At 41.0% G+C, this 14,370-nt stretch carries 11 protein-coding genes; 4 read left to right on the top strand and 7 right to left on the bottom strand.

Annotated elements, in window-relative coordinates:
- Positions 1 to 13: 13 nt before the first annotated feature.
- Both OCV39_RS03855 and OCV39_RS03860 read right to left on the bottom strand, forming a co-directional pair.
- The gene (locus OCV39_RS03855) at positions 14 to 529 is read right to left on the bottom strand and encodes a regulatory protein ToxS (protein WP_261889469.1); all 516 of its coding nucleotides are present in this window, start codon (positions 527 to 529) and stop codon (positions 14 to 16) included.
- Between the two features lie 9 nt (positions 530 to 538).
- The gene (locus OCV39_RS03860; RefSeq protein ID WP_261889034.1) at positions 539 to 1,408 is read right to left on the bottom strand and encodes a winged helix-turn-helix domain-containing protein; all 870 of its coding nucleotides are present in this window, start codon (positions 1,406 to 1,408) and stop codon (positions 539 to 541) included.
- A gap of 256 nt (positions 1,409 to 1,664) precedes the next feature.
- On the opposite strand from OCV39_RS03860, the gene htpG reads away from it, so the two are divergent.
- The 3 genes from htpG (at position 1,665) to hemH (ending at position 5,709) form a co-directional block, all read left to right on the top strand.
- Positions 1,665 to 3,569 carry a molecular chaperone HtpG gene (htpG, locus tag OCV39_RS03865; RefSeq protein ID WP_017053270.1) on the top strand — a complete coding sequence of 635 codons (1,905 nt, stop codon included), beginning with the start codon at positions 1,665 to 1,667 and terminating at the stop codon, positions 3,567 to 3,569.
- A 374-nt stretch (positions 3,570 to 3,943) separates the two neighbouring features.
- Positions 3,944 to 4,588: an adenylate kinase gene (gene adk / locus OCV39_RS03870; protein ID WP_017053269.1), complete on the top strand. Its 645-nt coding sequence runs from the start codon at positions 3,944 to 3,946 to the stop codon at positions 4,586 to 4,588.
- Positions 4,589 to 4,755: 167 nt separating this feature from the next.
- Entirely contained in the window at positions 4,756 to 5,709 is a 954-nt protein-coding gene (gene hemH, locus OCV39_RS03875) for a ferrochelatase (protein WP_261889036.1), read from the top strand.
- Between the two features lie 140 nt (positions 5,710 to 5,849).
- Here hemH and OCV39_RS03880 read toward each other — a convergent pair whose 3' ends face one another.
- Positions 5,850 to 7,238 (bottom strand): peptide MFS transporter, encoded by a 1,389-nt coding sequence (locus tag OCV39_RS03880; RefSeq protein WP_113795834.1) that lies wholly within the window; start codon positions 7,236 to 7,238, stop codon positions 5,850 to 5,852.
- Positions 7,239 to 7,560: 322 nt separating this feature from the next.
- Between OCV39_RS03880 and rfaH the strand changes: the two genes are divergently transcribed.
- On the top strand, positions 7,561 to 8,061 hold the full coding sequence (gene rfaH, locus OCV39_RS03885) for a transcription/translation regulatory transformer protein RfaH (protein WP_029203442.1): 501 nt from the start codon (positions 7,561 to 7,563) through the stop codon (positions 8,059 to 8,061).
- A 127-nt stretch (positions 8,062 to 8,188) separates the two neighbouring features.
- Here rfaH and asnB read toward each other — a convergent pair whose 3' ends face one another.
- The 4 genes from asnB to nagA form a co-directional block, all read right to left on the bottom strand.
- Positions 8,189 to 9,859 carry an asparagine synthase B gene (asnB, locus tag OCV39_RS03890; protein ID WP_136993974.1) on the bottom strand — a complete coding sequence of 557 codons (1,671 nt, stop codon included), beginning with the start codon at positions 9,857 to 9,859 and terminating at the stop codon, positions 8,189 to 8,191.
- 214 nt (positions 9,860 to 10,073) lie between these two features.
- Positions 10,074 to 11,660, bottom strand: a complete 1,587-nt coding sequence (locus OCV39_RS03895; protein WP_113795836.1) for a cation:proton antiporter family protein — start codon at positions 11,658 to 11,660, stop codon at positions 10,074 to 10,076.
- A gap of 82 nt (positions 11,661 to 11,742) precedes the next feature.
- Positions 11,743 to 12,957, bottom strand: coding sequence for a DNA-binding transcriptional regulator NagC (gene nagC / locus OCV39_RS03900; RefSeq protein WP_017053263.1), 1,215 nt, complete (start codon positions 12,955 to 12,957; stop codon positions 11,743 to 11,745).
- Between the two features lie 2 nt (positions 12,958 to 12,959).
- Complete coding sequence (nagA, locus tag OCV39_RS03905) at positions 12,960 to 14,096, bottom strand: N-acetylglucosamine-6-phosphate deacetylase (protein WP_017053262.1); 1,137 nt, start codon at positions 14,094 to 14,096, stop codon at positions 12,960 to 12,962.
- Positions 14,097 to 14,370: the final 274 nt, after the last annotated feature.

The raw sequence follows: 14,370 nt of genomic DNA on the forward strand, positions 1-14,370 counted from the left end.
TCCCTTTTTTGTTTTAGTTTGTAAATAACACCGTTGAACCGTGGTTTAAACTGGTTAAGAGCAGTGTCTTTTGGTTCACGATATCAATTCGGCGGCTTTGCTGAGAATCTAACTTAAATACCTGAGTAATTAGTGTTAATTGCTCGGGAGTGAACTCTTTACTTTGAGCAGAAGAGACATCTTTAAACTCAGTTGGTGAGATCAATAAATAGTTATCACTAATATCCCATTCGCCAGTTTCTGAAATGTTGATGGTGTTTTGGCTCTCTTTCTCATTACCGAACAGCTCCATTCGAGAGACGCGGATGTATGAACCATTTGGTAAATACTTTACGTTTGATGTCACCTCAACTTTACTTAGCGGCCCAATCGCACTCTCTTTATCATTATTGGTGATCAGTGAGACCATTCTAGATTGCCACTCTTTAGACGTAAGCACTTGTTCAACTTTGATGTCGCTTCCCCAATACATCCATGCACTTAATACAGAGGAGAGGGCTAACGCGAGATAAGCCAATTTTAATTTCATCATCTTACCTTACTTACAGACTTTATTTAGATTTGAGAGTTCAGTGAAAATTCGTAAGGTGACATTCTCACCAGAAAACTCCACAGGATGAATGTAATTCAACACTAACCGATTGTTTTCTCCACCCGTTGCGATGACTTCGCTAGGCATTAGTTCATCACGGTGACGTTCATTGTAGCTTTCAATACATGTTTTTATTGAAGGCACCCATTTAGAAATATCAGGATGGTTCAATGGTGTTTTAATCGGGATATTATCCACCACCGCAAGTTGACGGAATTGTGACTCTGCTGGATTTGTGAATAGTAAAACCAATAAAGGAAGCAGAATGGCAATGCTCACGAGAATCTTTGGTAGCCAACTGAGTAACTTTGAATCAAATGAGGCGGTTTCTTGTGTTACTGCGCCAAGGTTTGATTGTTGTACTTCCACTTCAACGATAGGTGCTGGTGGTTCTGATTCTACATTTGTGCTGCTTTCTTCAACTGTCGTTTCATTTGGTATAGGTAAAACGGTATCACTTGACGCTAATGGAGCGGAACGTTCTACGTTGGCAATGAGTTGATAGCCTCGCTTAGGCACTGTCTTAACGAAGGCAGGGGATTTTGTAGAATCTTTAAGCATCTTGCGTAGTGTTGATATCGCCTGAGTTAGGCTTGAATCATCAACTTCAAATCCTTGATCTCGCCAAACAAACTCATGGAGTTGATTACGAGTGATGACTTCATTGGGTTTCTCGCATAGCAATAATAGGATACGACTCTCATTGCTACCTAGTCTAACCGTTTCGCATTCCTCTGCTTGATCCATAAGAGAATTACTATTTGGATCAAAAACAAAGCGCTTCGCAAGTATGAACTTAGTACCGATATTACTCATTGAATTCTTCTTTATTAGATGACTTTCAGGGGATTTTATTCGGCCAATCATCGATTAATTGTCAATCTTGCAGGCTGAATTTATGTTCTTTGATATTTTTTCGAAATAATCATAGTTAAAATAAAATAAAAAAACACTGTTTTTATGATTTTTGACCTTGAATTTACATTTGTCATCCTCATGTTAAATAACAAGATAGACGAAATCGCATTTACAGTAAGCCGCGATCTCACAGTATATATGCTATGGAGCGAAGATGAGCGAAACAGTAACGAACAATAAAGAAACCCGTGGTTTTCAGTCAGAAGTAAAGCAGTTACTTCACCTAATGATTCATTCACTGTATTCAAATAAAGAAATATTCCTACGTGAATTGATTTCAAATGCTTCAGATGCCTCAGATAAATTACGTTTTCAAGCGCTCTCTGATTCGAGCTTGTATCAAGGTGAAGCTGATCTTGGTGTTAAACTGTCATTTAGTAGTGAAACCAATACCTTAACTATTTCTGATAACGGCATCGGTATGAGCCGTGATGATGTTATTGAGCATCTGGGCACGATCGCTAAATCAGGTACAGCGGACTTCTTTTCAAAATTATCGGATGATCAAAGTAAAGACTCACAATTAATCGGTCAGTTTGGTGTTGGTTTCTATTCGGCATTCATCGTAGCTGATGCGGTAACGGTTCGTACCCGAGCTGCCGGTTTAGCAGCCGATGAAGCGGTACAGTGGCACTCAGAAGGTGAAGGTGATTACACCATTGAAACCACCACAAAAGAGTCTCGTGGTACGGATATCATTTTACATATGCGTGACGAAGGTAAGGAGTTCTTGTCTGAATGGCGCTTACGTGAAGTGATTGGTAAATATTCGGATCATATCGGTATTCCGGTTTCTATCTTAACGAAAGTAAAAGATGAAGAAGGAAAAGAGACGGATGAGACCGAGTGGGAACAGATCAACAAAGCACAAGCTCTGTGGACTCGTAATAAATCAGATATTTCAGAAGAAGAGTATCAAGAGTTTTATAAGCATGTATCGCATGACTTTGCTGATCCATTAACTTGGAGCCATAACCGAGTTGAAGGTAAAAACGATTATACGAGCTTGCTCTATATTCCTGCAAAAGCTCCGTTTGATATGATGAACCGTGAACATAAGAGTGGCCTAAAACTTTATGTTCAACGCGTATTCATTATGGATGATGCGGCGCAGTTCATGCCTTCTTACCTACGTTTCGTCCGAGGCTTAATTGATTCAAACGATCTACCGCTTAATGTTTCGCGTGAAATTCTGCAAGACAATAAAGTAACTCAGTCACTACGCAGTGCATGTACTAAGCGAGTGCTTACTCTGCTTGAGCGTATGGCAAAGAAAGACGATGAAAAGTACCTTTCTTTCTGGAAAGAGTTTGGCATGGTGCTAAAAGAAGGCCCTGCTGAAGATATGGCAAATAAAGAAAAGGTTGCCGCTCTGTTGCGCTTCGCTTCAACTCATGTCGATTCTTCAGAACAGACGGTTGGCCTGCAATCGTATGTAGAGCGTATGAAAGAGGGACAAGATAAGATCTATTTCCTGACAGCAGATAGCTACGCAGCGGCTAAAAACAGCCCACACTTAGAGCAGTTCAAAGCGAAAGGCATCGAAGTTGTATTGATGTTCGATCGAATCGACGAATGGCTAATGAATTACCTAACCGAGTTTGATGGTAAACAGTTCCAATCGATCACTAAAGCGGGGCTGGATCTTGGTCAGTTTGAAGATGAAGCTGAGAAAGAGAAGCAAAAAGAGACACAGGAAGAATTTAAGTCTGTTGTTGAGCGCACACAAAGCTACCTAGGATCTCGTGTTAAGGAAGTTCGCACTACCTTTAAGTTAGCAACAACACCAGCCGTAGTCGTTACTGATGACTATGATATGGGGACTCAAATGGCTAAACTACTGGAAGCAGCAGGTCAAGCGGCTCCAGAAGTTAAGTACATTTTTGAGATTAACCCAGAACATGAGCTTGTGAAACGTATGGCTGATGAAGCGGATGAACAAGAGTTCGGTCGTTGGGTAGAAGTTCTGCTTGGTCAGGCTATGCTTGCTGAACGTGGCTCTATTGAGGACTCTTCTCAGTTCTTAGGTGCTATCAACCAGCTTTTGACTAAAGTTTAAGTAGTAAAAAATTAAAAAGCTCGCTTCGGCGGGCTTTTTTAAATTAAAAGTCACTAAAATCGGCAAAATGACGCTAACGTGACTTTATCAGTTGCGAATTAACGCCAGCTCGTATTCTTTAGTCTTAGGCACAACTTATGGATAATTTTTGTGTTAGAATGCTGAGCTTGAATCTCTGGTTCAAGGCGTGTATTTTGCGCGCTCACTTTTAATAAACGTTATACCGAAACTTATCGTTGGTTATTTAAGTATTGGTGAATGTATGGCTCAACGATTGTGGCTGCTTTATGCAGTGTCGTGGAGAGTCGTATTGTTTCATCACCCGACTTATTGTGAGCTTCGGTATAAATCATAATTTTTAAAGAGGATTAAACATGCGCATCATCCTTCTAGGTGCTCCAGGTGCTGGTAAAGGTACACAAGCTCAATTCATCATGGAAAAATATGGTATCCCACAAATTTCTACTGGTGACATGCTACGTGCTGCGATCAAAGCGGGTACAGAGCTAGGTAAGAAAGCAAAATCAGTGATTGATGCTGGTCAATTGGTTTCTGATGATCTTATTCTTGGTCTTATCAAAGAGCGTATTGCTCAGGCTGATTGTGAGAAAGGTTTCCTACTTGATGGTTTCCCTCGCACAATCCCACAAGCTGACGGTCTAAAAGAGATGGGCATCGCCGTTGATTACGTTGTTGAATTCGATGTTGCTGACAGCGTTATTGTTGAGCGCATGGCGGGTCGTCGTGCTCACCTAGCTTCTGGTCGTACTTACCACGTTGTTTACAATCCGCCAAAAGTGGAAGGTAAAGATGATGAGACAGGTGAAGATCTTGTTGTTCGTGATGACGACAAAGCTGAAACCGTTCTTGCTCGCCTAGGTATCTACCATGAGCAAACAGCACCATTAATCTCTTACTACAGCAAAGAAGCTGAAGCAGGCAATACTAAGTACCTTAAATTTGACGGTACTAAGCAAGTTGCTGAAGTTAGTGCAGATATTGAGAAAGCACTAGCATAATTGGCTAAACGTCAGTTTTAGATTTTGTTATATTAAAGGCGACCATTATTGGTCGCCTTTTTTTGTTGAGCCGTTTCATGCGATTTACGCGAAAACACTCTGAATGAATCATCATACTTATCTGCATCATAAACGCTGTAGAAAGGTATAAGTTAATTAAGATATTTATGGATAATAAAAAACAAGGTGTTCTTCTGGTTAACTTAGGTACACCTGATGAGCCAACAGCACCGGCAATAAAACGTTTCTTAAGTGAATTCTTACATGATCACCGTGTTGTCAGTTTGTCGCGTTGGTTATGGTGCCCAATATTGCATGGTGTCATTTTACCTATTCGAGCGCCTAAAGTTGCGAAGTTGTACGAAAGCGTATGGATGGATGAAGGCTCACCGTTGATGGTGTACTCCAAAAGGCAAGTCGAAAAGTTACGAATTCAAACGAATTTACCGGTTGAGCTTGGAATGACTTATGGATCGCCAAGCTTGAAAAATGGCATTGAAGCATTAATGGCTCAAGGTGTAGAGGATATTATTGTTCTTCCTTTATACCCACAGTATTCAGGCACAACGACCGCAGCGGTTTCGGATGGGCTGACGAAAGCATTTAAGCAGATGCCTGTCATACCAAGTTATCGCTTGATTCGAGATTACTATCAGCACCCGTTATACATTAAAGCGCTAGCCCAGCAAGTTAGGCAGCAGTGGGAGAAAAGTGGGCGAGGGGACTACCTTCTGTGCTCATATCACGGGATCCCAAAACGATTAGCGGATCAGGGGGATATATATCCTCAGCATTGTGAAGAGACAACTCGATTGCTAGCACAAGAGCTCGAATTATCAGAAGACAAGATTGGTATGACTTATCAATCTCGATTCGGTCGAGAGGAGTGGTTGACGCCCTATACGGATAAAACATTAGAGATGTTGCCTGCTAAAGGGATTAAGAAGCTAGATATCATGGCCCCAGCGTTTTCTGTTGATTGTCTTGAAACATTGGAAGAGATATCAGAACAGTGCAAAGAGATATTTGTTGAGGCTGGTGGTTCAGAGTTCAACTACATTGAATGTTTGAATGATGCAGATGACCATATCGAAATGATGGCAGATCTGGTTGCCAATTAGTATATTTATTATACTTAAATGAACAGCGTTTTATCGGCAGTCGCTTTAATGAATTTGCTTGGTTGATGGATTTACGTATTGATTTTAAAGAAAAAGGGCTGCAATTAATGCAGCCCTTTGTATATGTGTTACTGAATGAACTAAACTAATTGAGCTTGTTGCTCTTCAATAATTTCAGCACTTGACGCTGATACTTCCGCGCCATGCATCCAACGAACTAACGTATTTGCACACATCAATAATACGACACCACAAATAGTTGCAGTAACCGCAATGCCGCCAAAGATAGCCATAGGGCCAAATTCGCCTACGTGTGAACCGATTAGACCCGCAACATAGTTTGCGATTGCATTGAAGCCAAACCATGCACCCATCATCAGTGATGCTAGACGTAGCGGAGCAAGTTTAGTCACAAGCGACAGTCCAATTGGTGATAAGCATAATTCACCTAACGTATGGAAGAAGAACGCACCCACAAGCCAAAGCATTGATGTCTTAACGGTTGTGTCACCGCCTTGTTCCATTACTGCACCAACCATGCATAAGAAACCTAAAGCAAGGAAGAACAGAGCTAAGGCAAATTTAACTGGTGAGTTTGGTTCACGCTTACCAAGTTTTACCCAAAAAGCGGCAAGAACAGGCGCTAGACCGATAATGAAGAATGGGTTAAGAGATTGGAACCAAGCGGTAGGGACTTCAAAACCACCAATCATACGATCAGTATATTGCTGAGTGTAGATATTCATCAGGCCACCGGCTTGTTCGAAGCCTGCCCAGAATACAATAACAAATAGACCCATAACCAAAACAACTTTCAAGCGGTCGATCTCTTGTGGCGTTAATGGCGCTTTGTTTTGAGAGTTCTTCATATCTCGGTCACGTACTGCTGCTGGAACGGTACCAATATCGCCTAGCCATGATTTAGCCAGTGTCATTTGCATGATTAAACTAATGACCATACCAATACCAGCAACAAGGAAACCCGCTTTCCAACCATATGAGCCCGTTACAGAACCAGAAACAATACCCGCAAGTAATGCACCGATATTGATACCCATATAGAAAATGGTGAATGCACCATCACGGCGGTGATCACCTTCGTTGTATAGGTCACCCACCATCGTTGAAATGTTAGGTTTGAACATACCGTTACCAGCAATCAGGAGTGCGAGACCTAAATAGAATGCTTGTTCAATACCTAAACCGATAGCGTGAGTTGGTAAAGCTAGAGTGAACTGACCAATGGCCATCAATAAACCACCTAGCAGTACAGATTTACGCTGACCTAAGTAGTTATCTGCAATGTAGCCACCGATGAGTGGTGTGATGTAAACCAGACCGGTATAGATGCCATATAAATCTAAAGCGTCTTTAGTTGACCACCCCATACCACCATTAATCGTGGTATCAGTAAGAAAAAGAACTAAGATGGCACGCATTGCGTAGTAAGAGAATCGTTCCCATAGTTCTGTACCAAAAAGAAGGAACAAACCTCTAGGGTGACCGAAAATGTTGTGTTGGTTTGGCATAAGTTTTACTTATTTTAGTTATTAAAGAATTTAATGTGTGGTTAGGTATACATATTGGAATTAATAACTGCAATAGTTGAAATGTATAGGCGATATGAATAGTTAGGGCTAACTGTTTGAAAATAATAAACTAAGTAGAGGAAGCGGTGGTTGATTAATGAGGTGAAAACTTATTTCTCATTTTTGTCTTGAGGAAAATAACAGCAAAGGCGCTCGAAAAAATAGCAATTTATGACGATAATTTGGTTGTCCTAACTCCGAGCATATTGGTATGACGTAAACTTATGCTAGGATGTGGAAAAAAAATATGGCTAGAAAAATTATGAAACGTTGGTATTTACTCTATTGTAAGCGCGGTGATCAAAGCCGAGCAAAGCAACATTTAGAGAATCAGGGGGTGGAGTGTTTTTACCCTGAAGTCACAGTAGAAAAAATGTTGAGAGGTAAGCGACAAACTGTAAAAGAACCTCTTTTTCCATCGTATGTCTTTATACGTTTTGACTTTGAAGTAGGACCAACATTTACCACTGTCAGGTCAACCCGCGGTGTGGTTGATTTTATTCGGTTCGGAGCCGTTCCAAAAGAGATTCAAGGCGACTTAATATTTGAATTGAAACAAATAGAAAAAAATACCAGTGATATTTCTGATGAAAGCCTTCCAGAGAAGGGCCAAGAAATAGCAGTGAAAAGCGGACAATTCTCTGGAATTAAAGCGATTTTCCAAGAATCAGACGGCGAAGCTCGTTCCATTATGCTGGTCAAAATGATCAGTAAAGTCATACCTGTGAGCATTGATAATAAAGATCTGGATTTTGATCTTTAATGATTGAACGCTACCGCTAGTGGTTAGAATTTTATGCAATATCACAGTGGTTCTCCCATTAAAAAAGGCACTAAAAAGTGCCTTTTTTCGATCCAGTGATTGATGAATTAATTCACCTCAAGCTGTACTACGCTTCATAAGCATCGTTGTGAACGGCTTGTACAGCTCGACCTGATGGGTCAACACAGTTTTTGAATGACTCATCCCATTCAATTGCTTTTGCAGAAGAACAAGCAACTGAAGGGCCTCCAGGTACACATTCCGCAGCAGATTCTAGTGGGAATAGCTCTTCAAAAATTTCACGATAAGCATAACCCTCTTTTGTTGTTGGAGTGTTGTATGGGAAGCGGAATGCAGCCGTTTCCATCTGCTTATCTGTTACTTTAGCATCGGCGGTTGCTTTCAACGTATCAATCCACTCATAGCCCACACCATCAGAGAACTGCTCTTTTTGGCGCCATGCGATGTTGTGTGGCAAGTAATCTTCAAAACACTTACGTAAAATGTGCTTCTCCATTTTTCCGTTGCCACACATCTTATCTTCGGGGTTTAAACGCATTGCAACATCAATAAACTCTTTGTCTAAGAAAGGTACGCGTCCTTCAACGCCCCAAGCGGCTAGTGATTTATTTGCACGAGCACAGTCAAACATATTAAGCGCTAACAGTTTACGTACGGTTTCCTCATGAAATTCTTGAGCGTTTGGCGCTTTATGGAAGTATAGGTAACCGCCAAAGATTTCATCAGCACCTTCACCAGACAGAACCATTTTGATGCCCATTGCTTTAATCTTACGAGCAAGAAGATACATAGGCGTTGATGCACGTATCGTTGTCACATCGTAGGTTTCAATGTGATAGATCACATCGCGAATGGCATCTAACCCTTCTTGGATTGTGTATGTCATTTCGTGGTGGACAGTACCAATTTGGTCTGCCACTTCTCGTGCTGCTTTAAGATCTGGAGCGCCTTCTAAGCCGACAGCAAAAGAGTGTAGCTGAGGCCACCATGCTTCTGACTGTTCGTCATCTTCAATACGTAAAGCAGCATAGCGTTTTGCTACCGCAGAGGTAATTGATGAGTCTAATCCGCCAGAAAGAAGAACACCATAAGGAACGTCAGTCATTAGTTGGCGTTTAACGGCATCTTCAAGAGCTTGAGTTAACTCTTCCATACTGGTTGAGTTGCCTTGTACCGCAGCATATTCATTCCAGTCACGAGTGTAGTAACGTTGAGGTTCAGCATCGTTAGAGCCGTAGAAGCAACCCGGAGGGAATTCACTTACTGTTTTACATACGGGTACGAGAGCTTTCATTTCTGAAGCAACGTAGTAGTTGCCGTGCTCATCATAACCCTGATAAAGCGGGATAATACCGATATGGTCACGACCGATAAGATACTGATCTTTCTCTTCATCGTATAAAACAAAAGCGAAAATACCGTTTAGCTCTTCAAGAAGATCGGCACCCATATCTTCGTATAGCGCTAAGATCACTTCACAGTCAGAGTCGGTCTGAAATTCATATTTTCCTTCATAGCGAGCTCGAATTTCTTGATGGTTGTATATTTCGCCATTGACCGCCAGGATGTGTTTTTTATCCTGACTATAAAGCGGTTGAGCGCCACTGTTTAAGCCAACAATAGCCAAACGTTCGTGAGCTAGAATTGCATTGTCTGATGCGTAGATACCAGACCAATCAGGTCCGCGATGACGAAGCTTTTTCGACATCTCTAAAGCAATAGGGCGAAGTGATGCAACATCACTTTTAATGTCTAGAATGCCAAATACTGAACACATACAACTTCCTTTTAATATAATTCGGTGCGATTGACTTTAATTTGCCATTTTGATTAAAAAAAGCAACTGTATTGCTTTAATTAAATATCAAATAGCCTCAATGATTAGAAATAATTTAACCAAAAGCGTATTTTGGTTGATTTTATCTAGTTATGGTTTGTTTTTTGAGCGATAAGGCTCTAAAGGTAGAACTTTAGAGCCTATTGGGTAAGGGTTAAGGCTTGTTAAAATTTGGTTTTAACTGCTTACATACATGACGAGCAAAACCTGAACCAGCTTCACTGTATATGTTAAATGCGGCATCAACACCATTCTCGACTAAACTGTCAAGTTGGTCAGTGTATTCCGCAATGGCGGCAATTTGACCTTGATAGTTGCGTAACTGTAGCTGCTCTAGGGCAATTTGGTTCCCTTGGTGATGAGGCATTGCAAGTAGTACGAGTTTGACATTTGCGGTGTCGAGTATGCGTTCCCAAAAATCGGGATCGGTTGCATCTCCTGAAATGACATTTCGTCCCTGAGTTCGATGTTGGTGTGCTGCATCTTCTCGTACTTCGACCCCAAGACTTATTTTTCCATATCGAGTACGTAACTCATCGTAAGCACCAGTACCAATTCGACCCATTCCCAAAATCAAGATTTGAGCATGGCCAGGGTTGATCAATTGATCTCGGTTGTTGAGTTTCTCTGCCGCATGTTCTTTTAGCCACTTACCTGAACGCTGATACAGTCGATGGCCCTTACGGTTGAGTGGTGCTGCTAGTATGAAAGAGATAGAGACGGCAATCGCGATAGCAACCAGTATTTCTCCAGACATCCAGCCCATTTTAAATGCTAATCCACTGACGATAAGGCCAAATTCACTGTAGTTGAATAGAGACAAAGACGCGAGAAGTGACGTACGAACTCGAAATTTAAAATGGTTGAGCACCCAAAAATATAAGACCCCTTTAATTGGCAGTAGAAGTATAAAGAGTAGAGCCATCATCCCACCTTCAATGGTGGGTTTTACTGAGAGGCCAATATTTAAGAAAAAGCAGACAAGAAATAATTCTTTGAGATTAAATAGTGACTTAGACAGCTCTGATGCTTTTTTATGCCCAGCTAACAGCATGCCTAAAATCAGAGCACCAAGATCGGGCTTCATACCTACAACTTGAAATAACCCCGCACCAACCACTAATGCAAAAAAGACACCGCATAAAACGAGCATTTCACCGTGTCCGACCCAGTCAATAATTTTAAAGAAAATAGGGCGAAGAAAAGGTAAGAGGAAAAGCGCGATAGCGTACCATTCAGGTAGCTTTCCTGTTGATGCGGTTAGAAAGACCACCGCGAAGATATCTTGCATAACCAAAATACCAATGGCAATCGTGCCGTAGGTGGCATTCATTTCCCCTTTTTCTTGCAGAGACTTAACTGCAAAAACAGTACTAGAAAAAGAGAGTGCGAAACCAAGCAGTACGATTTGCTCAAGCGACATAGCGGCTAAAGATGAAATGCCAAGTATTTTGAAACCGAATAATAACGCACTGAAAATGGCAGTAGATAGAAGGTTATGTACACTGGCTCCTGCCCATATTTCTTTGGATAAGAGTGTTTTTACGTCAAGTTTAAGGCCAATGGTGAAAAGCAGTAATGTCACACCTAAATCAGCAAGAGTGATTATGGTATCACTGGTTTGAATTCCAAAAGCATGCAGACCAAACCCGGCAAGCAGAAAACCAACTAAAGGGGGGAGGTTGCATTTGAGAGCAAAAAATCCGGCGATAAATGCCGTTGTGATTAAAATTAGTTCCATAGTTTTATAATTTTTATTCCTAGCTAAAAAACGGGCCGTGTTTATTCAAACACGGCCCGAGGCATTACTAAAGGATATTCACTTAATCTTCGAGTAATTTTTGTAACAGAACCCCATTTAGCATTGCTCGTTTGATCATAGCAAATGCTCCTTTAGTGGGTTGTTTATCGATTTCAGAAGCGACGATAGGTAATCCACTGTGGAATGTTGTTAGAGATTGGTTCTCTACATTTCGTCGTATCGCAGGGAATAAGATGTCTTGAGCTTTAGTAATATCACCCGCAATAATCACTTTTTGTGGATTGAACAAGTTGATTGTCATTGCAATTGCTTTGCCAAGTTGATTTCCAACTCGAACCAAGCTCTGTTTTGCAAGTTCATCACCCGCAATAGCATGGCTGCATACATCATCAATAGTGATAACAGAAAGAGAAGCTAATGATGATTCATACCCTTGAGCAATTAATTTTTTGACTCGATCAATAATGGCAGGGTTAGCCGCTACGGTTTCTAAGCAGCCAAAGTTACCGCACTGACACTGCTCACCAAGGGGATCGATCTGTATATGACCAATTTCACCAACGTTACGATTAAAACCTAAAAAGACTTGGCCGTTAACGATGATACCAGCACCGGTTCCGCGGTGGACACTGACAAGAATGGAGTCTTGGCTATCTTGGCTTGCGCCGAAGTAGTGTTCTGCTAATGCCATACCACGAACGTCATTACCAACAAAACACTCAACTTTAAACGCTTCGGTGAGCATTTTTCCAAGTGCTAAATTATCGATATCCGTATTTGGCATGTATTCCACAACGCCTGTTGTCGGGTTTACAAGGCCAGGAAGTGTTACGCCAATGGCAATAAGTTGATCGATGCTTGATTGATGTTGTTTGATGAAAGCATCAAGGTGAACCAAAAGACCTTTCATTAATTCAGACTGATCTCGATATACTAACTCTTGTTGATCGAAAGCAAGTTCGACACCACCAAGGTTATACAAACTGAATTGAATGTAGTCACGACCCAAACGCACTGCAATTGAATGAAAAGGTTCTACTTCTGTTGTCAGCGATATCGCTCTTCGGCCACCAGTAGAAGCTTGCTGCGCGACTTCTTTAATTAAGCCACGCTCAAGAAGTTGGCGGGTAATTTTTGTAACACTAGCAGGTGCAAGTTGACTTACATCTGCGACTTGGATTCGAGAGATTGGCCCTTGTTGGTCAATCAAACGATATACCGCTGCACTGTTTAGTTGTTTAACTAAATCTACGTTACCTATTTGTCCGCCATTCATGTTTAATTTTGCTCGTATTGTCCGTTAACTACAGTCGCTTGAACTTTGAAGTCATTATCAAAAATAGCAAGGTTAGCAACCATACCTTTTTTGATTCGGCCTAGCCTATTGTCTACACCAATTGCTTGGGCAGGGTAAAGCGTAGCCATTCTTAGAGCTTCGTCCAATGCGATACCAGCGTGCTCAACTGTATTTTGTACAGCTTCGATCATAGTCAATGCTGAGCCGCCTAGTGTGCCGTTTTCATCAACACACTTACCATCACGGTAATATACTTTCTTACCGACAAAAATAAAGTAATCCATGTTAGCGCCTGCTGGAGCTGTGGCATCGGTCACTAATACAAGCTTTTCACCCTTAATTTTATGCGCGATACGAATATTGGCATAGTCAACGTGGAAGCCATCAGCGATAACGCCCGCGTACACATCTGGAGTATCATAGATTGCGCCAACAACGCCAGGTTCGCGTCCAACCATTGGAGTCATGGCATTAAATAAATGAGTGGCGAATGTGATACCTGCTTCAAAGCCTTTTCTTGCTTCAGTATAAGTTGCATTGGTATGGCCGATCGACACGACAATTCCTGCATTGTGCAAACGCTCAATATGTTCAGGATCATTCAACTCAGGCGCAAGCGTAACTTTGGCAATCAAATCGTTGTTTGCACAGATCAGATCAATCATTTCACTATCAGATTGACGAATGTGTTCTACACTATGGATGCCTTTTTTCATTACATTTAGATAAGGACCCTCTAGGTGCAACCCAAGAGATTGATTTTGATAGGTATTATGGTATTCGCGAGCGGCGTTAATAACCGCTTTCATGTCTTCGTCTGACGAGGTAATTAGCGTGGGTAAAAAGCTGGTACAGCCTGATTTTAGATTTGCTTTATGCATAATCTGCATCGTGTCTGCACTAATTTCGTCATTCAACATGACACCACCACAGCCATTAAGCTGAAGATCAATGAAACCAGGGCTAAGGTTTGCGCCGTTGAGGTCTACATTTTTAATGGTTGTAGGTAACTCTGATATCGGGCAGATTGCTTTAATCATTGCGTTTTCAATGATTAAAGCTTTATCGATTAAAATGTCACGACCCGTATATATTTTACAATTACTTAGCGCATACATGGTTAGCTAATCCTTATTTCTTGGGAGTGTGGTGAGTTATCTAGCAGCTAAAACTAAGTATACCTCTTTATCTGATACTTAGTTTGCGAACATCAATTAGATAACGGATTATCTTTCATAAAATGATATTTTGAAAGTGCATTGTTGCTAAGTTTATGAAAAATAATGATTTAATTTATTTTTATCTGGACGTTGTCATAAAGATTGCATTCAATGATTTGAATATTACGTCATATTTTTCTTATGAATATGAATCTCTAATCCTTAAACAATA

Origin of the sequence: Vibrio cortegadensis, from assembly GCF_024347395.1 — a bacterium.
Classification (GTDB): Bacteria; Pseudomonadota; Gammaproteobacteria; order Enterobacterales; family Vibrionaceae; genus Vibrio; species Vibrio cortegadensis.

Bases quoted from the DNA above. Each gene is read 5' to 3' on its own strand.
- hemH (WP_261889036.1), top strand. From the start codon at position 4,756: ATGGATAATAAAAAACAAGGTGTTCTTCTGGTTAACTTAGGTACACCT.
- nagA (WP_017053262.1), bottom strand. From the start codon at position 14,096: ATGTATGCGCTAAGTAATTGTAAAATATATACGGGTCGTGACATTTTA.
- nagC (WP_017053263.1), bottom strand. From the start codon at position 12,957: ATGAATGGCGGACAAATAGGTAACGTAGATTTAGTTAAACAACTAAAC.
- rfaH (WP_029203442.1), top strand. From the start codon at position 7,561: ATGAAACGTTGGTATTTACTCTATTGTAAGCGCGGTGATCAAAGCCGA.
- htpG (WP_017053270.1), top strand. From the start codon at position 1,665: ATGAGCGAAACAGTAACGAACAATAAAGAAACCCGTGGTTTTCAGTCA.
- asnB (WP_136993974.1), bottom strand. From the start codon at position 9,859: ATGTGTTCAGTATTTGGCATTCTAGACATTAAAAGTGATGTTGCATCA.
- OCV39_RS03860 (WP_261889034.1), bottom strand. From the start codon at position 1,408: ATGAGTAATATCGGTACTAAGTTCATACTTGCGAAGCGCTTTGTTTTT.
- OCV39_RS03880 (WP_113795834.1), bottom strand. From the start codon at position 7,238: ATGCCAAACCAACACAACATTTTCGGTCACCCTAGAGGTTTGTTCCTT.
- adk (WP_017053269.1), top strand. From the start codon at position 3,944: ATGCGCATCATCCTTCTAGGTGCTCCAGGTGCTGGTAAAGGTACACAA.
- OCV39_RS03855 (WP_261889469.1), bottom strand. From the start codon at position 529: ATGAAATTAAAATTGGCTTATCTCGCGTTAGCCCTCTCCTCTGTATTA.
- OCV39_RS03895 (WP_113795836.1), bottom strand. From the start codon at position 11,660: ATGGAACTAATTTTAATCACAACGGCATTTATCGCCGGATTTTTTGCT.